The sequence below is a fragment of the Eilatimonas milleporae genome (assembly GCF_003688555.1).
GTDB lineage: Bacteria > Pseudomonadota > Alphaproteobacteria > Sphingomonadales > Kordiimonadaceae > Eilatimonas > Eilatimonas milleporae.
The window spans coordinates 172,989-194,316 of record NZ_REFR01000012.1 but is presented as its reverse complement, the minus strand read 5'-3'; the positions used below and the strand labels follow the sequence as shown (position 1 = coordinate 194,316).

Genomic DNA, 21,328 nt, shown 5'->3' with positions numbered 1-21,328 from the left:
GTGGACCTTCTGGAAAAATTCGCACCCGTTATCGCGCAAAGGAACAGCCTGCCCTTTGACAACACCGACCCGTTCAAGGTCGTCATGGACAAGGTCATATCCGAGACGGAAGCCCTGATTGAAGGCCGCCATACCATTCTGGCCGGCACTAACAATTATATGGGCATGACCTTCCAGCCGGATGCTCTGGAAGCCGCCAAGCAGGCCCTGGATATGTTTGGCACCGGCACCACGGGATCCCGAGTGCTGAACGGAACCTACGGCGGCCACAAACAGCTTGAAAAGACCATCGCGGATTTTTACGGCATGAAGAGCTGCATGGTGTTCTCCACCGGGTATCAGGCCAATCTGGGCCTGATATCAACACTGGCGGGCCGGGAGGATTACCTGATCATCGACGGCGACAGCCACGCCTCCATTTATGACGGCGCTTCCATGGGCGATGCCACGGTCGTCCGTTTCAAGCATAACGACGCGGACAGCCTGGAAAAACGCCTGAAACGCCTTCCGGAAAATGCCGGCAAGCTTGTGGTCGTCGAAGGTATCTATTCCATGCTTGGCGACGCGGCGCCACTCAAGGAATTGTTGGAGGTGTCGAAGCGCTACGACGCCATGACACTCGTGGATGAAGCCCATTCAATGGGGTTCTGCGGTTCAACAGGGCGCGGTGTCGCCGAAGACCTCGGTGTTGAACATCTTTGCGACTTCATTGTCGGTACTTTCTCAAAATCGGTCGGTACGATTGGCGGCTTCTGTGTTTCCAATCACCCCGAGTTTGATGTGCTGCGCCTGGTTTGCCGGCCTTACATGTTTACCGCATCGCTGCCACCCAGTGTCGTTGCCTCGGCGACCAAGGCCATTGAAGCCATCGCCCGCGCCGGAAATCGCCGTGCCCACCTTTGGGAAAACGCGCGCCGTCTGCACGCTGGCCTGAAAGCAGCGGGTTTCACACTGGCAACACAGCAGGCGGAAAGTCCAATCATCGCCGTTTGTCTGCCGGACCCGCTGATCGCCACCCGTTTTTGGGAAACCCTTCTGATGGAAGGGGTTTATGTCAATATGGCATTGTCGCCGGCAACCCCCGGCGGACTGAATCTGATGCGCGCCAGTCTCTGCGCCCAGCACACGACCGAACAGGTCGACATGATCATTGAACGCTTCAAGCACACAGCGGCAAGCGTCGGACTGTCACTGGAAAAAGCCGCCTGAGACCAAAGCGGCCTGCATCTGACGAAATTTGAACCGACCCGGGAGAAGGCGCTTACTTGAATGCGCCTTTTTTTCTTAAGGACAGAAACATCCGCAACCCCGACAGAACAGGGCGCCGTCTCATGGCGTCCGTTATCGTGATCTCAACCCCGGAATGGCGGTGGATTTTCCAGGCCAGATAATCGATACCGCCATCAAACGTCATGGAAGCCTTGATCAGGCGCAACAGACTGACGATTTTACCGTCCAGCGTACGCAAAACCCACAGCAGTGACGCACGATAATAGGGCCCCCGTGGCGGCTGACTGGACACGGCACTGCCGGCACCGAGGATATCCGCCTGTCCAAGCGCACCCAGGACCAAGGGCGTCATATCTTCATACCGCTTGCGGTCAAGGGCAAAGATCTCAGCCCCCTTGTTCCCTCTTTCAGAACGCAGTTCAGCACCATATGTACGGCTAAAGGCGGTTTCCCACAGCAGGCGCGGCGTTACAAACGGCGGCAGTAGGTCTATGACGGACTGCAACATGGTCATGGCCGCCCGACCCACGGCGGCGGCCATGCGACGCCTCATATCCTGATCGCGGGCCAGCAATAGCTGACAGGGCTGACAAAACCGTGCCCAGAGGGACACATTCAGGCAGGAAGGCCGCACTCGGCGCTCAAAAGCCTCCAGCGTGAGCACCGCGTATTTACTACGGACTGTAACGCCGCCGGGCTTTTCCGGGTCCTCCACATGCAGCTCGTGATAGAAGACATTGGGCGGTAACAGCGCGTTGGCAATCACCAGCCATTGCTTGTCATAAGCATGCCCATAGTCATCGACAATGACATAGAAATCGAGGATCCGGTCATCGATTTCGCCCGTACGCAAACAGGATCCGTAAAACAGCACACCAAGTACGCTGTCACCATAGCGGGCTGCGATGGCGCGGGCGGCTGCCAGGACGGGGGTCGGAACGTTTCGCCGCCATTCGTCCAGGACAAAGTCCGTAAGCGCCATCCCGGCCTGCCCCTCCATAAAGCCGCCTTTACAGACGGACAAAGGTCAGGGAACGATTTGCTTTCAACCGCATCGGTTTGCCAGGCAGGGGCGAGAACATCTCACCGTCAAGAGTGACGGGATCGGAGCCGTCTATCAGAATTTCATCCCCCCGGCCATGTGCAACACCACCAATATCTTTTGCACCGAATGCCCCGGTCAACAGACCGGCGAAAGCCTTGATGACCGTTTTGCGGCCGGTCCCCACTGCGGAAAAACCGAGCCCACCGGCACCAGCCCGACCATAAGGCCTGAGACCAAACAATAATTTTTCAAGCGTGGTAGCGATAACAACCGTATAGCGACCATCAATGGTGGCCTCTCCTTTGGGCGACAGCGTCATCGGCGCCGAGGCCAGAAGGTCACGCTGCGCACCAACACCCAGTGCGGCACCAAGCAATGTCAGTAACGACCAGATATGCGCCAGCGTGTTGGGCATGCCTTTGGAATAGGCATGCTCCCGGCACCAGTGAATGCCCTTGACGATACCGGCGGTTCCGAAAAAGGTGCCGACCTTGGCTTCACTCCCGTCGCCGATGTCAAGCTCGATCAGGTTACGGATGGTCATCCGATCCTGCAAAGCCCCTTCCTTCACGATTTTCAGCAACCGGCGCAGCATTTTCTCGGGGCATCCTCTGGCTCCCAGATCGGCTGCGGTCATATTGGTCTTTCCACCGGGCAAAATGGCGATCGGCGGAATAACGGAAAAGGGGTTGCGGTAAAGCAGCGACGACAGGACAAGGCCGGTGGTGCCATCACCACCATTGATGACCAGCAGGGCCGGGCTGGCCTTGGCAAAAAGGCTCAACGCTTCATCAATGGAATCAAGGCCGTCCATCTCGAAATGAACGACATTGGCACTATCACTGACAACCTTGCGGACTTTATCGATACCCTCAACATTGGTCGTACTTTTCGGGTTCGACAATACTGCCACAATTGGGACAATGGCCCCGCTTTGCAGGCGTCTTTGATCCAACTCCATCGATATTGGCCTTTTTCACAAAAAAGCGCCGGGGTTTTCAGACCCCGACACTTGAAAACTATCACGCGCTTTTATGTAAAAGCGATTTAAAAAAAATGCAACACTAGCGACGCCGGGCACGATGATGCTTTTTCTTTTCATCGGACCCGCTCAGCAGATAATTCATACTGACATCCATTGTCGTTGTACCCGAACCGGCCGCAAAGATCACTTTTTCATGATCGGGTTTGCCCAAACCCAGTTCGGGGTTGTTGGAAAAGCCGAAGCCTTCGGAAAAAACATCTGCCTTGCCGTTTGCGTTACGGTCATGCAGCACCACCAGCGCAAAACTACCCTGATGCGGCAGCGGAACACACATATCCTGACTGTGGTCACGGACAGGAACTTCGACCCTGACCAGTTTCTTGCCCTTTTCCAACCACTCCTCGGCGTTATCACTGTATATTTGGGCGCGCAGATTGCCTTCGATCTTTTTCACGCCGCTCACATGCACCAGAAGAACGGGGGCTGCCGCATCCGCTTGTTCCTCTATCGGACAGGCCGCTGTGGCACTCAATCCGCCGACGAACATGCCGGTCAGCGACACGAATGCGGCTATGGCCGCGACAGTGCCCACAAAGGATTGTTTTTCCATTGTCATGCGTATACGTGCCCCATGGCGTTTGCCAACGGCCTGCCACATAGTCAGAATCAGCATCCGGGCCGGCGCAACCCTTATCTCATATGCAGTTCGAAATTAATTGATCCAGTTCAAGATAAATCCCCATTAAATGGCGAAATTATGTCGATAAACCCTCATTTTCGGTATAAGGGCGTGACCTGTCGGAAAAACTGAAACCTATCAGCGTCAAGGCCCCAGCCCGTATGTTCACCCGCATCGACCGTTACGTCCTGCGCCAGATACTGGGTCCCCTTTTCATGACATTGGGTATCGCGGCCCTGCTGTTGATTCTGGAAAGAATGCTGCGGCTGTTCGATTTCGTCATCAACCAGGGGGGGCCGGTCGGCGTTGTTTTCCGCATGCTGGCAAATTTGACGCCGCATTATATGGGATTGGCGCTTCCTGTCGGGCTGTTTCTAGGGGTGCTGATGGCTTTCCGAAAACTGAGCCTGTCCAGCGAATACGATGCGCTGCAAACCGCTGGCATCGGACTGCCACGAATGATGCGGCCCATTCTGATGCTTTCCCTCATCCTGATGGTGATTAACACATTGCTGGTTGGCTGGGTGCAGCCCTATAGCCGCTATGCCTATCGGGGACTGGTTTTTGACCTGCGCAGCGGCGCGCTCGGTGCCAGTGTCAGGGTCGGCGAGTTTGTCGAAATCGGTGATGACATGGTCCTGCGTATTGAAGTGTCAAACAAGGACGGTGCCGAGTTGGAGGGAATATTCCTTGAACGCCTGAAGGAAGACGGCAGTGTGGCAATCTCGGCGGCCCGTGGCGGTTTTTTCAATACCGGGGACGAGCAATCCGTTTTGCTCAGGCTTTATGATGGGGTTCTGATTGATGTGAACGAACGCCAGAATAAGCCCCGCGTGCTGCAATTCGACCGTCAGGACATCGCCATCACCCTGCCCGAAAGCGCCCCTTTCCGGGACCGTGGCGGCGAAGAACGGGAAATGACCCTGCCGGAACTGTACCGCGAGCAGGCAAACCCTCGGAATACGAGGGCGGTGCGCGACGCCTATACCGGTAGCCTCCACTGGCGGGTCATGCACAGCCTGACATTTCTCGTCCTGCCCCTGCTCGCCGCGCCGCTTGGATTGACCAACAAGCGAACCGGGCGCGGCACCGGTATTGTTGTCGGTGTCAGTCTGCTCATCGTCTATAATGAACTGATGGAAGTGATGGAAAGTCTTGTCGCGGATGGCAGGTCACCGTTTTTGACGATCTGGGCCCTGTTTGCCATGTTCCTAGGGCTCAGTCTTGTCTTCTTCAGGACCGCATCGCTCAAGGCGGGCGGTGAACCGCTGGGCTGGATCGACAGTCTATGGTCCAGGCTGTCCACACCCCTGACCCGGCTGATGAAAACAATTCTGGGCATACGGTCATGACAGACGGGCAAACGATAACCGGGCCCGTGGACAGAATTGGCCGCTGGCGACGGATGCGGCGGATGATTATACCGTCCAGGACCCTCAGCCGGTATATGGTCCGCCTTTTTTTAAGCCGGTTTCTCGGTATTCTGATCGGACTGACGGCCATTCTCCAGATTCTCGACCTTCTCGCCACGGCGGACGATGTCATGGCGGCGGACGGGGCGACCTGGTCGTCCATTGCCAGCTATGTGGCGCTGCGCCTGCCACAACTGGCCGACCAGTTCACACCGTTCGTTGCCTTGCTGGCCAGCCTGCTGACGCTCGCGACCCTGAACCAGCACAGCGAAGTGGTGGTGATGAAGGCAACCGGCCTGTCGGCGCACCGGATCCTCTCTCCGCTCGGATTTGCCTGTTTTTTCATCGCTGTCAGCCATTTCCTGTTTGCCGACCGTATTGTCAGTCCGGCACGGGCAACGCTGGATTATTGGGCTGATAACGACTTCGCCGTCGACTTGCCGTTAAGCTCCGAGACGGTGCGCCGTTTGTGGATGAATGAGGACAGCACCCTCATCCTTGTGGACAGGGCGTCTCGCAGCTCCGGCGGACGGGTGATCCTGGACGGGGTGACATTATTTGAACGGGATGCAAGAGGGCGCCTTGTTGCCGTCGTCCGTGCCGATTTCGCATGGCATCAGAACGGCCGCTGGACACTGCATGAAGTTCGCCGTTTTGATGCCGGTGACCATCTGCTGTCGTCAGCCGCCAGCATCGACTGGGGCATCTCGACACCACCGGACCGCTTTCTCGCCCTGAAGATCAATCCGGATCATGTGACGCTGGCGACCCTTTGGCACGCCATGGAGGAATTACAGGATGAAGGTCTTCCCACCGACAGGCTGATGGCCAGTCTTTACCAGAAAATCGCCGGACCGGCGGCCACCATCCTCATGCCGCTTCTGGCAGGGGTTGCGGCCTTTGGCGCGCATCGACGGGGCGGCCTTGTTCTGCGCGTCATTTTTGGCATGGCGCTGGGTTTTGCCTTTTTTGTCGCCGACAATTTCATGCTGGCCATGGGCGAATTTGGTGTCGCACCGCCGCTGCTGGCCGCGTGGGCGCCGTTTTTCCTGTTTCTCATACTCGGCTATGCCGTTCTTTTCCTAAGCGAAGAGGGACGCTCCCCGGCGTACAGACCGCCAGAAGATACAGCCGCTGGGACGGGAAAACCCCTGTCAGGTCCGCAATCATGATGTCTGCGCAGAACCGGGACACCGATCAGCGCCGCCGGCTTGCAGGCGGGGCCGGTGCCGCTTTTCTCGGCCGGCTTGGCGCCGTGATTGAGGTCGCATCCATTCTTGTTTTCACCTGGGCCTATGGCACGGTCGGTTTCGGCCTGTTCGCCGTCTTGTGGAGCTTTGTGAAAATCGGCACGGCCGTGGCCGAACTGGCCATGCCGACAGCGCAGCAGCGCTTCGTCCCGCAGGCAGACGAGACCGGCGCGCATGCGGCGGCAGGCTTTGCCATGAAAATCAGCGTTGCGGCGGCGGTGGTCATCGCTCTTGCGGTGACTGCCGCCGCGCCATACATCGCGCCGCATATCAATACGGGTGACGCCAGCGCCGGCCATATGACCGATATTGTGCGGTTGTATGTCTGGGTGCTGCCATTCTGGACATTGATCGAGGTGGCAACAGCGGCCATCCGCGCACGCCGCACCTTCGGTCCGGAAATCCGTGTGCGTATTTTTTATGAACAGGGGCTGCGCCTTCTGGCGGCACTGGCCTTCGCCGGACTGGGCTGGCAGGTTTACGGGCTTTTTCTGGCGCATCTGGTCAGCACGGCTCTGGCCGCAATTCTGGCACTCAGACTTGTGGCTCGCCACTATGATCTACGGAAACTGGCTTCCGCCCCGATGACGGGCGATATGCCGCGCACCGTCCTTCTTTACGGTCTCAGCGTGATGCCGGCCGGCTTTGTCAAAAAACTGGTCAGCGAACTGCCGGTGATTTTCCTGAATTTTCTTCTCGCAGGCGCCGCGGGCGCCGCTGCGGGCGGTATCTATGCCGTGGCACGTAAAGTCGCCAGCGTGCTGCAACTCGTGCGTCTGCCGTTCGATTACGTGATTGCGCCGATCGCTTCCGAGACTGCGGCAAAAGGGGACAGTGCACAGCTTGCCGATCTGTTTGCCTTCGCGACGCGTCTGTCGCTTGCTCTTGTGCTGCCACTGGCGACGGCCCTGATTGCCGCCGGCAACGATATTCTGGCCCTGATGCGGCCGGAATATCAGGCCGCTTACGCGGCCATCGTCATTCTGTCGGCAGGCCGTATCAGCGAGACCTTTGCAGGCCCGTCGCCGGCACTGGTGGAAATGCTCGCCCATCGCAGCCTGCCCGCCATAAACGGTTTGGCCGGCCTTGGAACGCTGGCCGCGCTCAGCTATGCCCTCATCCCGTCTTTTGGTGTGGCAGGCGGGGCGCTGGCCGCAGCCGCCGGGTTGAATATCACGGCCCTCCTGGCCTTTATGGAACTGCGTCTGTTGTTCCGTCTCAGCCCTCTGACGCGGAGCGGCCTGCCGGTGATCCTTGCGGCCATCATTGCCGGTGCGGCTATTCTCGCCGGCGGTCTTCTCCTCAGACCGTATGGCCCGCCCTGGGGGCTGGCATGGGCCCTTGTCTCCTTCGCGCTTTCGGTGGCCGGCATCATACGTTTTGTCTTGCCGGCAGACGACAGGGCCGCCCTGCCCCTGCCCATCCTTCAAGGCAAACGGGGCAGCCCCGCATAACGCCCCGTGATCAAGACTATGGCCTTTGGGCACCGACCGCCTTACTGTGGCGGCACGACACACTCTCCATGGCATAACGGCACATCGGATTTTATGAGCGCACGCAACCAGTCGGTTTCCGTCAGACCTGTCACGGGCAAGGCGGACCTGAAGACCTTCATCCGCGTCACGGAGCAAATCTACCGCGACGATCCAAACTGGGTTCAGCCCCTGATGGTGGAAAGGCTCGACGCCCTCAGTCCCGACAAAAATCCCTTTTTCAACCATGCGGAAGTGACCATGTGGCTGGCGGAACGCGGCGGACGGCCCGTGGGCCGTATTTCCGCCCAGATCGATGACCTGGCACAGGACAGTTGGGGACCGAAACTGGCACATTTCGGTCTTTTCGAGGCAGAGGATGCCGAGGTGGCGGCCGCACTCGTCGCCACGGTGGAAGACTGGGCCCGCAGCCGTGGTATGACCCGCCTGCAAGGCCCCTGGTCGCTTTCCGCAAATATGGAGGTCGGGCTGCTGGTGGACGGCTTTGACACACCGCCTGCCGTGATGATGCCCCATGGCCGCCCGGGCTATGACGGATGGCTGAAAGAACTTGGCTTTGCAAAGGCCAAGGACCTGTTCGCCTACGAACTGGATATCACCGGCGAGGCGCACGACCGCACGAAACGCATCGTCGCCGCGGCCAAGCGCAACAGCCGCATCCATATGCGCGAAATCGACATGAAGCGCTTTGACCAGGAACTGGCCGTCGTCCTCGACATCTTTAACGACGCCTGGGGCGAAAACTGGGGCTATGTTCCAATGACCGAGGCGGAAATGAAACACGCCGCCGCCGCGCTGAAACCCGTGGTCAAACCCCACCGGACCATGATCTGCGAGTATGACGGCGAACCCGTGGCCTTCATGCTGACCATCCCGGACATCAACCATAAAATCCGCGACCTGAACGGCCGTCTGTTCCCCTTCGGGATTGTCAAGCTGCTGGCCCGGATGCTTTCCAGGAAAGAGGACCGGATGCGCGTACCGCTGATGGGTGTCCGCAAGAGCTTTCAGCGCAAACCGGCGGGCGCGGCCATGGCCCTGTGGATGATAGAGGTCAGCCGCAGGAATGTCGTCGATCGCGGGGCCTATTTCGGCGAGCTGAGCTGGATTCTCGAAGACAATGACGGCATGAACAAAATTCTCGTCGATATCGGCTGCCGGGTCTATAAAACCTACCGCGTCTATGAGAAACCGCTGGCCGGCTGACGGACGGCGAAAACACTGTCCCGTCATCGGTATCAGACCTCAGCCTGACAGCATCCAGCGTACACCCTCGTCCCGCTCAAACAGATACAGCATCAGCCTGAGCGCCTGCCCCCGTCTGCCTTCCAGTGTGGGATCGGTGGCGACGATCCGGCGTGCATCGTCCTGGGCGATGTCGAGAAGGTCGCCGTGCGCCTCCATGTCCACGAGACGAAACCCCGGCAGACCGGACTGGCGCGTGCCGAGCAGATCGCCGCCGCCCCGCAGTTTCAGGTCTTCCTCGGCGATGACGAAGCCGTCTTCGGTCTCACGCATGATATTCAGGCGCCGGCGCGCCGTCTCGCCGATCTCGTCGGCGCGCAGCAGCAGGCAGGTGGACGCCGCCGCCCCGCGCCCCACACGCCCGCGCAACTGATGCAGTTGCGCCAGCCCGAAACGCTCGGCCTGTTCGATCACCATGATCGTCGCCTCGGGCACGTTGACGCCGACCTCGATCACCGTGGTCGCAACCAGGATGGCGATCTCGCCCGCCTGGAAACGGGTCATGACGGCGTCCTTGTCCGCTGCTTTCATGCGGCCGTGGATCAGGCCGACCTGCCCGGCGAACAGACCGTCAAGCATCTGGAAGCGGTCTTCGGCCGCGGCGACATCGTCGCCAGCGGAATCTTCCACATAGGGACAGACCCAGTAGGCGCGGGCGCCCTGCGCGACAGCACGCGACAGGGCCGGGACCACTTCGTCCAGGCGCGACAGCGGTACGACGCGGGTCGTCACCGGCTTGCGGCCCGGCGGTTTTTCGCGGATTCGCGAGACATCCATGTCACCGTAGGCCGCCAGTCTGAGGGTGCGGGGGATGGGGGTCGCGGTCATGCCGAGGATGTCGAGACCCCTGTCCGCCTTGGCGGCGAGGCGGGCGCGCTGGGCGACGCCGAAGCGGTGCTGTTCGTCGATGACGGCGAAGCCGAGATCGCGGAAGACCACATCGTCCTCGAGCAGGGCGTGGGTGCCGATCAGGATGTGGATGTCGCCGTCGGCGAGCGCGCGCAGCTTTTCCGTGCGCGCCCTGCCCTTGTGGCGGCCGGTCAGCACGGCGACCTCGAGCCCGCCGGCCACGGCCAGCGGCCGGATGCCGTCCAGATGCTGGAGGGCGAGAATTTCCGTCGGCGCGATGAGGGCGGACTGGGCGCCCGCCTCGGCCGCCGCCGCCATGGCGAGGAGCGCGACCACCGTCTTGCCGCTGCCGACATCGCCCTGCAACAGGCGCAGCATCGCCTCGGGCGCGGCCATGTCGCAGAGAATGTCCCGGACCGCCGCGTCCTGATCCGCCGTCAGGGCATAGGGCAAGGCGCGGCGGATGGCCCCGCGCACGGCCCCGCCGCCCTTGAGGCTGCGCCCGCGCTTGCGCCGCGCGGCATGGCGGACCAGCGCCAGCGCCAGCTGACTGGCGAGCAGTTCGTCCATGGCGAGACGCCGGCGGACCGGGCTGTCGGGGTTGAGCGTGGCGGCATCGACGGGCGCGTGCAGGGCGCGCAGGGCGTCGTGGAAAGACGGCCATCCCTCCCGCGCGAGGAGCGGCCCGTCCTGCCATTCCGCCAGCGCCGGCACCCGGTCGAGCGCCGCCCGCACGGCCTTTTCAAGGGTCTTCAGGGACAGGCCTTGCGTCAGGGGATAGACGGGTTCGATCCGCGGCAGGCTGTCTTCGTCCTCGGCCGCGAGGATATAGTCGGGATGGGTGATCTGCCGGTCGCCCTGAAACAGCTCCACCCGGCCGCTGACAAGGCGCACGCTGCCCACCGGCATCTGGCGCAGCAAAAAATCGGCGCGCGCGTGAAAGAATACCAGCGTCATGAAGCCGCTGTCGTCACGGGCGAGCACACGGTAGGGCGTGCGCCGGTTCGCCGGCGCCACATGTTTGAGGATGGTCAGGGCGAGGGTGGCGATGCGCCCGGGTTCGGCCACCGCCGCATGGGGACGGTAGCGCCGGTCGATCACGCCGGCGGGCAGATGAAACAGCAGGTCCTTCAGACGCGCGCCCGCGACCCGCTCGACCAGAACCCTGTTGCGGGGGCCGATGCCCGGCAGGCCGCCGATATCGCCGAAATAGGCAAAAAGTTCGTCCGGGCGCGCCATCGATCCGTCTACTCCCCCTTCCTGGGCCCTATGAGCCTGTCGTCACCGCCTGTATGTCACGGCCCCGTGTCATAGCCCAGTGTCATGGCCCAGTGTCATGGCCCCGTGTCATGGCCCCTGCCCCCGGCACCGTCCGCCTGACAACGCCGCCGACCCGCGCCGCGCCTGCTGAGCCGCCGGCATCCGCGCGCCCGGTTACACGGGAACGGGGTGACACAGGTAAAGGGCCATAAGGGTTCCTGGCAACAGGCACATATGGATATACGGGTACATGACCGCACAGGCACATGGCAACATGGATGCAGGACGTCATGGACACAGAGCGGCATGAGCGTGGGGCAACATGGACGTAGGGCGGCGCGGGCGTAGAGCGACGGGGCGCGGGGTCACAAGGGTCCAGGGCAACACGGGCATGGAGCAACATGGGCATGGGGCGATACGGATGGCAGGCCGGGGGCACATGGTCGCATGGGACGGTGCGGGCTTTCGCCGGGGCCGCGCCTGTCCTATCTATCGTGCGGTACCCGTACCGACCCGTGATAATATCGCCCGATCCATCCAGGCCGCGCACCGCCCGTCAGAGGCACGCGCGGCAGAGCGAAAGCCCGACCCAGATGACACAAACGCCGTCAAACCGCCATGATTCCGCCGCATCCGGCCCTGACGATCAATCTGACGACAAGAGGGACACCCGGCCCGGCAGCCAGAGTGATGAGGTGGCCGATGAAGTGGCAAATACCATGACCGATGAGGCAGGCGATGATGTTTCGGGCAACGTGTCCGATGGCGTTTCCGATGACACCCCCGATGATACCTCCGATGACACACCCGGGGCCCTGACCGTGCGGCGGCGGCGACTGCTGTTCCGGGCTTGGCACCGGGGCATCAAGGAACTGGATCTGATCATGGGCAACTTCGTGGAAAAACACCTGGACAGCTTCAACCATGACGACTGCGCCTGGTTCGAGGCCCTGTTCGAGGAACAGGACCACAGCGTCCTCAACTGGGTCACCGGCGGCGACGAGCCAATTCCGCCGCAGTTTCAAACACCTATGATGACACGTCTGCAAAGGCTTGACTTCATGACGCTGAAGGCCCGATAAGCCGCCCCCTATGGTGATCGAGACCCTATTGGAAAGAGACGGCGCGGCGCATGTGGGCGGCGTGCCGGCGGGTGTGGAAGGCGACCTTCTGGCCACGCTGGCGGCGCGTGCCTTCGCCGACGGACGGCGCCCGGTTCTGCACGTTGCGCGCGATGACGCCCGCCTGGCCGCGACCGAGATATCAGCGCGGTTTTTCGACCCCGGGCTGGAGATCATCCGCATTCCGGCGTGGGACTGCCTGCCCTATGACAGGGTCAGCCCGCACGCCGACATCGTGGCCGAACGCATGGCGAGCCTGGCAACCCTTGCCGGCGGCGCGCCGGGCAAACCCCGACTGGTCCTGACCACCGTCAACGCGCTGCTGCAACGCGTCTGCCCGCGCGCGGCGGTCAAACAGGGTACGCTGAAAGCCGCGCCCGGCGACGCCCTGGATCCGGCGCGTCTGACCGATTTTCTGGCCGCGAACGGCTACACCCGAGCCGGGCAGGTGATGGAGCCGGGCGATTATGCCGTGCGGGGCGGGCTGGTGGACCTGTTCCCGCCCGGCGCCGACAAGCCCCTGAGGTTGGATTTCTTCGGCGATGAGCTGGACAGCATCCGGGCCTTCGACCCCCTGAACCAGCGAACCGTACACACGGTCGGTACCCTGTCACTGACACCGGCGAGCGAACTGTCCCTCGGCCAGGACAGCATCACCCGTTTCCGCCGGGCCTATGTGGCCGGGTTCGGCCCGGCCAAGGGCGACGATATCCTTTATGAGGCGATCAGCACGGGCCGCAAGGCCCAAGGGGCGGAACACTGGCTACCGCTGTTTCATGACAGCCTGGAACGGCTGACCGACTATCTGCCGGACGCCCTGATCACCCTGGACCCGCAGGCGGACGACGCGGCCAAGGAACGGATCGAGGCCATCGCCGATTATTACGGCGCCCGCGCGACCTCCTGGGAGCTGGTGAAGGACGGCAAGGGCGGCACCGCCCCGCCCTACAAGCCGGTGCCCGTCACCAGCCTGTATCTGGACGCCGGAGAATGGGACGCCCTGCTGGAACACGCCCACCGGCTGGCGGTTTTCGACGGCCCCGACCCGCTGGCCTCGCTGCACTACGGCGCCCGGCCGGGCCGGGATTTCGCGCCCGAACGCCAGCAGCGCGACACCAATGTCTATGACGCGGTGGCCGCCCATGCGGATGCGGTGCGCCGTGCGGGCAAACGCGCCGTTTTCGCCAGTTATACCGCCGGCGCCGCCGACCGCCTGCAAGGGGTGCTGGAAGATCATGGGGTAATGCCGCTGGGCCGGGCGGAAGGCTGGGCGGACATCCGCCGCAGCCCGGTCCAAACCGTCGCCGTCACCGTCCTGCCCATCGAGACGGGCTTCGAGACGGAAACGCTGGCCGTCATCACAGAACAGGACATTCTGGGCGACAGGCTGATCCGCCGGGCGCGGCGGCAGAAAAAGGCCGAGAATTTCCTGACCGACGCAGCCGTCCTGACCGCCGGCGATATGGTGGTGCATGCGAGCCACGGCATCGGCCGGTTCGAAGGACTGGAAACCGTCACGGTGTCCGGCGCGGCGCATGACTGCCTGCGCCTGACCTATCAGGGCGGGGACACCCTGTTCGTGCCGGTAGAGAATATCGAGGTCCTGACCCGGTACGGCAGCGAGGACGCGGGCGCGCAACTGGACAAGCTGGGCGGAGTGGCCTGGCAGGCCCGCAAGGCGCGCATGAAGCAGCGCATCCGCGAGATCGCCGACGGCCTGATCAAGCTGGCGGCGGCGCGCGAGTTGAAACCGGGTGAAAAAATCCTGCCGCCCGCCGGGGCGTATGACGAATTCTGTGCGCGGTTCCCCTTCAGCGAGACCGACGACCAGCTGCGCGCCATCGGCGATGTGACGCAGGATCTGTCCCGGGGACGCCCCATGGACCGGCTGGTGTGCGGGGATGTGGGCTTCGGCAAGACGGAAGTGGCGTTGCGCGCCGCCTTCATGGCGGTGATGGCGGGTCATCAGGTGGCCGTGGTCGCGCCGACCACCCTGTTGGCGCGCCAGCACTTCCTGACCTTCCGCGAGCGGTTCAAGGACCTGCCGGTTCGGATCGGCCACCTATCACGCCTGGTGCGCCAGAAGGAGGCCACCGCCACCAAAAAAGCCCTTGAGGACGGCACGCTGGACATTGTCGTCGGCACCCATGCCCTGCTCGGACGCGGGGTGGCGTTCAAGCGTCTGGGCCTGCTGGTGGTGGACGAGGAACAGCGTTTCGGCGTCGGCCACAAGGAGAAGCTGAAAGCGCTGAAAGCGGATGTGCATGTGCTGACCCTGACGGCCACGCCGATCCCGCGCACCCTGCAAATGGCGATGAGCGGTATCCGCGACCTGTCCATCATCGCCACCCCGCCGGTGGACCGGCTGGCGGTCAGGACGTTCGTCCTGCCCTTTGACCCGGTGGTGGTACGCGAGGCCCTGTTGCGGGAGCATTACCGGGGCGGCCAGAGTTTTTACATCTGCCCGCGCATCGCCGACCTGGAAGAGGCCGGAACCTTTTTAAAGGAACAGGTGCCGGAGGTGAAATTCGCCGTCGCCCACGGCCAGATGAGCCCCGGCGAAATTGAAGAGGTGATGACCGGATTTTACGACGGGCGCTTCGACGTGCTGCTGTCGACCACCATTATCGAATCCGGCATCGACGTGCCGTCGGCCAACACCCTTGTCGTCCACCGGGCCGACATGTTCGGGCTGGCGCAACTGTATCAGATCAGGGGCCGCGTCGGCCGTTCGAAAGCACGGGCCTATGCCTATCTGACGGTGCCGGCCGGCCGCCTGCTGACCAGCACGGCGGACAAGCGGCTGGAAGTTCTGCAAACGCTGGACACGCTGGGCGCCGGTTTCACCATCGCCAGCCACGACATGGACATCCGGGGTGCGGGCAATCTGCTGGGCGAAGAGCAGTCGGGCCATGTGCGCGAGGTCGGGGTCGAGCTGTATCAGAAAATGCTGGAGGACGCGGTTGCCGAGGCCCGCGCCGGCAGCGGCGAGATGGTGGAAAGCGACTGGTCGCCGCAGATCAATCTGGGGGCAACAGTGATGATCCCGGACGGCTATGTCGCCGACCTGAGCCAGCGCATGGCCCTGTACCGCCGCCTGGGCGGCCTGGAAAGCCGTGAGGATGTGGATGCCTTCATGGCGGAGCTGATCGACCGGTTCGGCCCCCTGCCGGGGGAGGTGAAACAGCTGGGCGCGGTGATGATCATCAAGGGCCATGCCAAGCGCGCCGGCATCGAAAAACTGGAAGCCGGCCCCAAGGGCCTGACCCTTTCCTTCCGCGACAACATTTTCGCCAATCCGAGCGGGCTGGTCGATTTCATCGCCAAAACCGGCCAGACGGCAAAAATCCGCCCCGATCACACGCTGGTCTATTATGCGCGCATGGACAAGATCGGCCAGCGCCTGAAGACGGTGGCCGCCATTGCCCGCAAACTGGCCACGCTGGCGGAGACGACGGACCGGGCCGCCTGACCCCCGGTGAACCGGCCTGTCACCGGACCAGGCCGGCAGGCCCGACCAGACCGCCGTCAGGCCGCCACTCAGGCTGCCGGGGACAGTTCGTCCATTACCTTGATCAGTTTGGCGGCATCCTGGGCGCCGGGCACGCCGTGCCGGCCGTCGAAGATGAAGAACGGCACCCCGGTGATGCCGATCGTGCGGGCATTGTCGATTTCGCCCCTGATGACGTCGCTGTCACTGTCGCCCGCGAGCAGGTCGCGGACGATGTTTGCGTCAAGGCCGACGCCTTCGGCCACAGATACCAGCAGATCATGGTCGCCGAGGAAGCGCCCGTCCTCGAAATAGGCCTTCATCAGGGCATCGGCGGCGTCGGCCTGCCGGCCGGTATTGAAAGCCCAGCGGATGACCCGGTGGGCATCCAGCGTGTTGGCGATACGCGCCGGCCGGTCGAAATCAAAGGCGATGCCGAGGGACGGGCCGAGCGTTTCCATATGGTCCCGCGCGGCCTTGTACTGAGGGCTGTCCCCGAATTTGCGGGCGTAATAGTCAGCCCGGTCGACACCCGCCGCCGGGGTGTCGGGGTTGAGCTGATAGGGGCGGTAGCGCACCGCGCCGACCCGGTCGCCGCGTTCCTTCAAGGCCGCGTCCAGCTGGCGTTTTCCGATGAAACACCAGGGACAGACCACATCGATGACAACGTCGATTTCCATGCGCCTTCTCCCGCTTGCAAGGCGACAGCATAGCAGACGGCGGGCAAAGCACCACGGGCTGCGGGTAAGAAAATGTTTACCCGTCAGCCCGCATGATACGACCTGATCCGATGAGCGAAGACTGTGGGAAGACGGATTTGTGACCACCGCCACCGACATTGCGGCAAACGGATTGCTGAGGGCAGAGCGTGACGCCGAGGATGCCGCCCGCCGGATCATCCGGGCGACGTCCGAAAGTCTGTCGGCACCCCCGGATGCATCAGGACCAGCCCCGGCGACGACCACACCGGGTGGCGAGGGAACACCCGCCGGCGGACCCGATAACGGTCCCGGCGGTGGATCGGGCCGCCCATTGAGTGCGGCCGTCACCGCCGACCCCACCATCACCGCCACCGTCGACCTGATCCGCGCGGAAACCGCGTTCAGCGCCAATGCCGCCGTTTTCCGCGCGGCATCGGAGGTGGACGAGGAACTGGGCCGCCTGCTGGACGACGAAGGCTGACGGAAGCCCCCGCCCCGCCGATCAGACGGCAAACCGGCCCCTAAACCAATCCCTAAACCAGCCTTGGACCAATTCGAAGACTATCTGTCAGACCGGACCGGCCCCGCCGCCAGGATCAAATCCTTGTGAGCGTGAAGCGCTTGACGCCCCCGGTACGCCGGCCCATATGATGGCGACCGTGAGCGGCTGCAACACATCATCCGGGGCCGGGGGCGATGCGTCCCCGAACAAAACGGCGTCCATGGTCGATCCATTTGGGCGGCGTATCACCTATGTCCGGCTGTCGGTGACGGACCGCTGCGACCTGCGCTGCCGTTACTGCATGGCGGAAGACATGGTTTTCCTGCCCAAGCCCGAGGTCCTGACGCTTGAGGAAATGCTGAGCCTGAGCGACGCCTTCATTGCGCGCGGGGTCGACCGTATCCGCCTGACCGGCGGCGAACCGCTGGTGCGCAAAAATATCCTGTGGCTGATCCGGGCCCTGGGCGCGCGTGTCAGGGACGGCCGCCTGAGGGAAATCACCCTGACCACCAACGGTACGCAATTGCCCCATATGGCGCATGACCTGGCGGCCGCCGGCGTCCGGCGCATCAATGTATCGCTGGACACGCGGGACCGCGAGACATTCGCCGAGGTGACGCGGCGCGACCGGCTGGACAGGGTGCTGGCGGGTGTGGCGGCGGCAAAGGACGCCGGCATTACCGTCAAGATCAATATGGTGGCCCTGAAAGGCCTGAACGATCACGAAATTCCGGACATGCTGGCCTGGTGCGCGGACGAAGGCCATGACCTGACCCTGATCGAGACCATGCCCATGGGCAGCATCGACGACGCCCGGGAAGATCGATATCTGCCGTTGAGCGGCGTCCTGCCCATGCTGGAGGAGCGGTTTTCCCTGATCCCCAGCCTGCACCGCACGGGCGGCCCCGCCCGCTACTGGGATGTGAACGGGGGCGCAAGCCGGCTGGGTCTGATCACGCCGCTGACCAATAATTTCTGCGCCGGCTGCAACCGGGTGCGCGTGACCTGTACGGGGCGGATTTACATGTGCCTCGGCCAGGGCGATCACGTGGACCTCAGGGCCGCCCTGCGGTCGGAAGACTGGCGCGGGCAACTGGACGCCCTTCTGGACAAGGCCATCGGCGCCAAGCCGGAAGGCCATGATTTCGCCGTGTCGTCCGGCCGCATGACCGGGACGGTCGACCGGCATATGAGCGTGACCGGCGGCTAGAAATACGAGGAACGCCCCCTGCCCCGAAACCGGGCCAACGTCAGGCCCCGAAACCATGCCAAGACCGGACCGCCCCCTTGACCGACAGTGTGCCGGATACGGGGTTGGGCAGCGGGCCGGATATTATGGTGAGCCCCGTGCCAGGCAATGGTACGGCATGTGCGGTATGATTGCGGCTGGTCATGGCGGATTGACGGCCTATACTGCGGGCCGCCGGCCGGATGATGATATCCATTCGGCATGACATTTCGAGGGACCGCCCGCCCCCGCGGGCGGCCAGAGGGGGGAAAGCTGACGATGAAGATCGCCGTGGTCGCCAGCGCGTTCGGAGAGGCCCGCAAGACGGCAAAGGCGCTGCAGAACCGGTATAAAACCGTGGGCGTCAAGGATGCCGATGTGATTGTCGTCCTGGGCGGCGACGGCTTCATGCTGCAAACCATCCATACCTATATGACCAGTGAAAAACCCATTTTCGGCATGAATTGCGGCACGGTCGGGTTTTTGATGAATGAGAACCGCGAGGACGATCTGGTCGAGCGGATCGGCCGGGCCGACAGTTTCACCCTGCATCCGTTGCGCATGAAGGCGTCGACCACCACCGGCGACACCATCGAGCATCTGGCGGTCAATGAGGTGTCGCTGCTGCGGGAAACCCGTCAGACGGCGAAAATCCGCGTGGCAATTGACGGCAAGGTGCGCTTGCCCGAGCTGGTGGGTGACGGTGTCATGGTGGCGACGCCTGCCGGCAGCACGGCCTATAACCTGTCCGCGCACGGTCCCATCATACCGCTGGGCGCCAACCTGTTGGCCCTGACACCGCTTGCCGCCTTTCGCCCCAGGCGCTGGCGCGGTGCCCTGCTGCCACACACGGTTACGGTGGAATTGAGCATGCTGGAGGCGGAAAAACGCCCGGTTCTGGCGGTTGCCGACATGTATGAGATCCGCGACGTCAGCCGCGTGACCGTCGAGGAGGCCAGCGACCATAAATTCACCCTGCTGTTCGACAGCGACCACAATCTGGAAGAACGGATTTTCACGGAACAGTTTGCCTACTGAGACCGGCGCGGCTTTCGCAAAAGGGCCGGCAGGCCGGGGATACGGCCCATCACACATGCGCGGCACCGGCAAGGGCCGGGGCGCGGGTCAGGCCCAACACCGACATGAGGGAGGTACGGAGGATGTTCACAACAGGCGGGCGGCTGTCGCAAACGGCCCGGAAAACGCCCGGAAAAACAGGACGAAAAACAGGACGAAAGGCGGTCCTGATGACGGTTGCGCTGATGACGGCCATGGCCGCGAGCGCGGCCGACAAAAAGGCCGGGAAGACCGCGCCGCCGGTGGAGCCGCCCGTCCTGCATGAAACGGCGCACAGCGGCGTCTTCGGCGGAACCCGCGTGCGCTACCGCGCCATTGCCGGGGAAACCCATCTGAGCGACAAGACGGGCGCCCCCGTGGCCGCCATTTTTTCCACCACATATCTGCGCACGGATGTGCAGGACACGTCCGAACGTCCGGTCTTTTTCATCTTTAACGGGGGGCCGGGATCATCGTCCCTGTGGCTGCATCTGGGGGTGTACGGGCCGGTGCGTGTCGCCGTGCCCAGCAACGCCGAGGATGACGGCGCCGCGCCCTTCCGCATCATCGACAACCCGGCATCGATCCTGGATGTGGCCGACATGGTGTTCATCGACCCGGTCGGCACCGGCTACAGCCGCGCCATCGGCACCGGCAAGGGCAAGGATTTCTGGGGCGTTGAAAAGGATGCGCGGTCGATCGCGGAATTCATCCGCCTGTGGCTGGTGAAACATCAACGCTGGAATTCGCCGAAATATCTGTCCGGCGAGAGCTACGGCACCACCCGTGCCGCGGCCCTGATGAAGGAATTACAGGGCGGCTGGACGGATATCGCCATCAACGGACTGGTGCTGATTTCCAGCATCCTGGATTTCCAGACGGCGCGCTACCAGCCGGGCAACGACACGCCCTATCTGTCCTATCTGCCGACCATGGCGGCGGCCGCCGTCCATCACGGCAAGGTCGATATCGGCGACCACAGCCTGCAGGATTATCTGGCCGAGGTGCGGGTCTTCACCCTGGGCGACTATGCGAGCGCACTGTTGCAGGGCAACCGTCTGGACCCGGCGGAGTTCGACCGGGTAGCGGCGCGCATGTCCGCCTATACGGGATTGCGCAAAAGCTATGTCGTCAATGCGAACCTGCGGGTCAGCAACATGCGGTTCATGAAGGAATTGCTGCGGGACGAAGGGGTCAGCGTCGGCCGGCTGGACGCGCGTTACAAGGGACGGGATTATGACGGCGTCGGCGAACGGTTCGACGCGGACCCGTCGGCCTACGGCATCGACGCGGCCTATACCGCCGCGATCAATCATTATCTGCAATCCCGGCTTGGCGTCGACATCACCCGCCGGTATGAAGTGTTATCGGGTGTGGGCCGGCACTGGACCGCGCCGGAATACGGGCGCTATTCGTCCGGATATGTCAATGTGGCGCCGCATATCGGCCGTGCCATGCGTGAAAACAGCGATTTCCGCGTCATGGTGGCCAGCGGCTATTACGACCTGGCCACGCCCTTTTTCGCCAGCGAGAACACCTTTAACGCCAATGGCATCGATACGGGGCGCGTGACCTTTACCTATTACCCGGCCGGTCACATGATGTATGTGCACGAACCGTCGCTGGAGGCGCTGGTGCGCGATATCCGGGCGTTTATCGCCGGGCGCTGAGGCCCGGGAGCCCTGATCAAGGCCTGAAAAACAGACCTGAAAACGGATCTGAAAAAACAGTCCGGAGAAAATACGGGATGCAAAACATACAGGCCCTGAACCATATGGTTCA

General features: G+C 62.6%; 16 protein-coding genes. 11 read left to right on the top strand and 5 right to left on the bottom strand.

Annotated elements, in window-relative coordinates; translation table 11 throughout:
* A complete protein-coding gene (gene spt, locus BXY39_RS12175) occupies positions 1-1,209 on the top strand; it encodes a serine palmitoyltransferase (protein ID WP_211332230.1) in 1,209 nt (402 codons plus the stop codon).
* 52 nt (positions 1,210-1,261) lie between these two features.
* Here spt and BXY39_RS12170 read toward each other — a convergent pair whose 3' ends face one another.
* The 3 genes from BXY39_RS12170 to BXY39_RS12160 form a co-directional block, all read right to left on the bottom strand.
* Positions 1,262-2,212: a hypothetical protein gene (locus tag BXY39_RS12170; RefSeq protein WP_121939314.1), complete on the bottom strand. Its 951-nt coding sequence runs from the start codon at positions 2,210-2,212 to the stop codon at positions 1,262-1,264.
* A 28-nt stretch (positions 2,213-2,240) separates the two neighbouring features.
* Complete coding sequence (locus BXY39_RS12165) at positions 2,241-3,236, bottom strand: diacylglycerol kinase family protein (protein ID WP_121939157.1); 996 nt, start codon at positions 3,234-3,236, stop codon at positions 2,241-2,243.
* 103 nt (positions 3,237-3,339) lie between these two features.
* Positions 3,340-3,876, bottom strand: coding sequence for a DUF2141 domain-containing protein (locus BXY39_RS12160; protein WP_170163809.1), 537 nt, complete (start codon positions 3,874-3,876; stop codon positions 3,340-3,342).
* Between the two features lie 224 nt (positions 3,877-4,100).
* On the opposite strand from BXY39_RS12160, the gene lptF reads away from it, so the two are divergent.
* The 4 genes from lptF to BXY39_RS12140 all read left to right on the top strand — a co-directional run bounded on the left by lptF (position 4,101) and on the right by BXY39_RS12140 (position 9,300).
* Positions 4,101-5,291 (top strand): LPS export ABC transporter permease LptF, encoded by a 1,191-nt coding sequence (gene lptF, locus BXY39_RS12155; RefSeq protein WP_121939155.1) that lies wholly within the window; start codon positions 4,101-4,103, stop codon positions 5,289-5,291.
* A 62-nt stretch (positions 5,292-5,353) separates the two neighbouring features.
* Positions 5,354-6,523: an LPS export ABC transporter permease LptG gene (gene lptG, locus BXY39_RS12150; RefSeq protein WP_211332229.1), complete on the top strand. Its 1,170-nt coding sequence runs from the start codon at positions 5,354-5,356 to the stop codon at positions 6,521-6,523.
* Positions 6,520-8,055 carry a lipopolysaccharide biosynthesis protein gene (locus tag BXY39_RS12145; RefSeq protein WP_121939153.1) on the top strand — a complete coding sequence of 512 codons (1,536 nt, stop codon included), beginning with the start codon at positions 6,520-6,522 and terminating at the stop codon, positions 8,053-8,055. The genes lptG and BXY39_RS12145 overlap by 4 nt, the downstream gene beginning before the upstream one ends.
* Positions 8,056-8,148: 93 nt before the next feature.
* Positions 8,149-9,300: an N-acetyltransferase gene (locus BXY39_RS12140; protein ID WP_121939152.1), complete on the top strand. Its 1,152-nt coding sequence runs from the start codon at positions 8,149-8,151 to the stop codon at positions 9,298-9,300.
* A gap of 39 nt (positions 9,301-9,339) precedes the next feature.
* Here BXY39_RS12140 and recG read toward each other — a convergent pair whose 3' ends face one another.
* The gene (recG, locus tag BXY39_RS12135) at positions 9,340-11,427 is read right to left on the bottom strand and encodes an ATP-dependent DNA helicase RecG (protein WP_121939151.1); all 2,088 of its coding nucleotides are present in this window, start codon (positions 11,425-11,427) and stop codon (positions 9,340-9,342) included.
* A 614-nt stretch (positions 11,428-12,041) separates the two neighbouring features.
* Between recG and BXY39_RS12130 the strand changes: the two genes are divergently transcribed.
* On the top strand, positions 12,042-12,530 hold the full coding sequence (locus BXY39_RS12130; RefSeq protein WP_245999117.1) for a succinate dehydrogenase assembly factor 2: 489 nt from the start codon (positions 12,042-12,044) through the stop codon (positions 12,528-12,530).
* Between the two features lie 10 nt (positions 12,531-12,540).
* Positions 12,541-16,041, top strand: a complete 3,501-nt coding sequence (gene mfd, locus BXY39_RS12125; RefSeq protein ID WP_121939150.1) for a transcription-repair coupling factor — start codon at positions 12,541-12,543, stop codon at positions 16,039-16,041.
* Positions 16,042-16,109: 68 nt separating this feature from the next.
* On the opposite strand, the gene BXY39_RS12120 is transcribed toward mfd, so the two are convergent.
* Positions 16,110-16,739 (bottom strand): DsbA family oxidoreductase, encoded by a 630-nt coding sequence (locus BXY39_RS12120; protein WP_121939149.1) that lies wholly within the window; start codon positions 16,737-16,739, stop codon positions 16,110-16,112.
* A 139-nt stretch (positions 16,740-16,878) separates the two neighbouring features.
* Here BXY39_RS12120 and BXY39_RS12115 point away from each other — a divergent pair, with 139 nt between their 5' ends.
* From BXY39_RS12115 to BXY39_RS12095, 4 genes are all read left to right on the top strand, one after another.
* Entirely contained in the window at positions 16,879-17,241 is a 363-nt protein-coding gene (locus BXY39_RS12115) for a hypothetical protein (RefSeq protein WP_121939148.1), read from the top strand.
* A 241-nt stretch (positions 17,242-17,482) separates the two neighbouring features.
* A complete protein-coding gene (gene moaA / locus BXY39_RS12110; protein WP_211332228.1) occupies positions 17,483-18,472 on the top strand; it encodes a GTP 3',8-cyclase MoaA in 990 nt (329 codons plus the stop codon).
* Between the two features lie 297 nt (positions 18,473-18,769).
* The gene (locus BXY39_RS12100; RefSeq protein ID WP_121939146.1) at positions 18,770-19,528 is read left to right on the top strand and encodes an NAD kinase; all 759 of its coding nucleotides are present in this window, start codon (positions 18,770-18,772) and stop codon (positions 19,526-19,528) included.
* Positions 19,529-19,737: 209 nt separating this feature from the next.
* Positions 19,738-21,216, top strand: coding sequence for a S10 family peptidase (locus BXY39_RS12095; protein ID WP_121939311.1), 1,479 nt, complete (start codon positions 19,738-19,740; stop codon positions 21,214-21,216).
* Positions 21,217-21,328: the final 112 nt, after the last annotated feature.

What these genes read in the sequence shown, in the direction of transcription:
- BXY39_RS12095 (WP_121939311.1), top strand. Translation starts at nt 19,738, where the DNA reads ATGACGGTTGCGCTGATGACGGCCATGGCCGCGAGCGCGGCCGACAAA.
- BXY39_RS12120 (WP_121939149.1), bottom strand. Translation starts at nt 16,739, where the DNA reads ATGGAAATCGACGTTGTCATCGATGTGGTCTGTCCCTGGTGTTTCATC.
- BXY39_RS12170 (WP_121939314.1), bottom strand. Translation starts at nt 2,212, where the DNA reads ATGGCGCTTACGGACTTTGTCCTGGACGAATGGCGGCGAAACGTTCCG.
- lptG (WP_211332229.1), top strand. Translation starts at nt 5,354, where the DNA reads ATGATTATACCGTCCAGGACCCTCAGCCGGTATATGGTCCGCCTTTTT.
- BXY39_RS12140 (WP_121939152.1), top strand. Translation starts at nt 8,149, where the DNA reads ATGAGCGCACGCAACCAGTCGGTTTCCGTCAGACCTGTCACGGGCAAG.
- mfd (WP_121939150.1), top strand. Translation starts at nt 12,541, where the DNA reads ATGGTGATCGAGACCCTATTGGAAAGAGACGGCGCGGCGCATGTGGGC.
- BXY39_RS12145 (WP_121939153.1), top strand. Translation starts at nt 6,520, where the DNA reads ATGATGTCTGCGCAGAACCGGGACACCGATCAGCGCCGCCGGCTTGCA.
- lptF (WP_121939155.1), top strand. Translation starts at nt 4,101, where the DNA reads ATGTTCACCCGCATCGACCGTTACGTCCTGCGCCAGATACTGGGTCCC.
- BXY39_RS12130 (WP_245999117.1), top strand. Translation starts at nt 12,042, where the DNA reads ATGACACAAACGCCGTCAAACCGCCATGATTCCGCCGCATCCGGCCCT.
- BXY39_RS12160 (WP_170163809.1), bottom strand. Translation starts at nt 3,876, where the DNA reads ATGACAATGGAAAAACAATCCTTTGTGGGCACTGTCGCGGCCATAGCC.
- BXY39_RS12165 (WP_121939157.1), bottom strand. Translation starts at nt 3,236, where the DNA reads ATGGAGTTGGATCAAAGACGCCTGCAAAGCGGGGCCATTGTCCCAATT.
- BXY39_RS12100 (WP_121939146.1), top strand. Translation starts at nt 18,770, where the DNA reads ATGAAGATCGCCGTGGTCGCCAGCGCGTTCGGAGAGGCCCGCAAGACG.
- recG (WP_121939151.1), bottom strand. Translation starts at nt 11,427, where the DNA reads ATGGCGCGCCCGGACGAACTTTTTGCCTATTTCGGCGATATCGGCGGC.
- moaA (WP_211332228.1), top strand. Translation starts at nt 17,483, where the DNA reads ATGGTCGATCCATTTGGGCGGCGTATCACCTATGTCCGGCTGTCGGTG.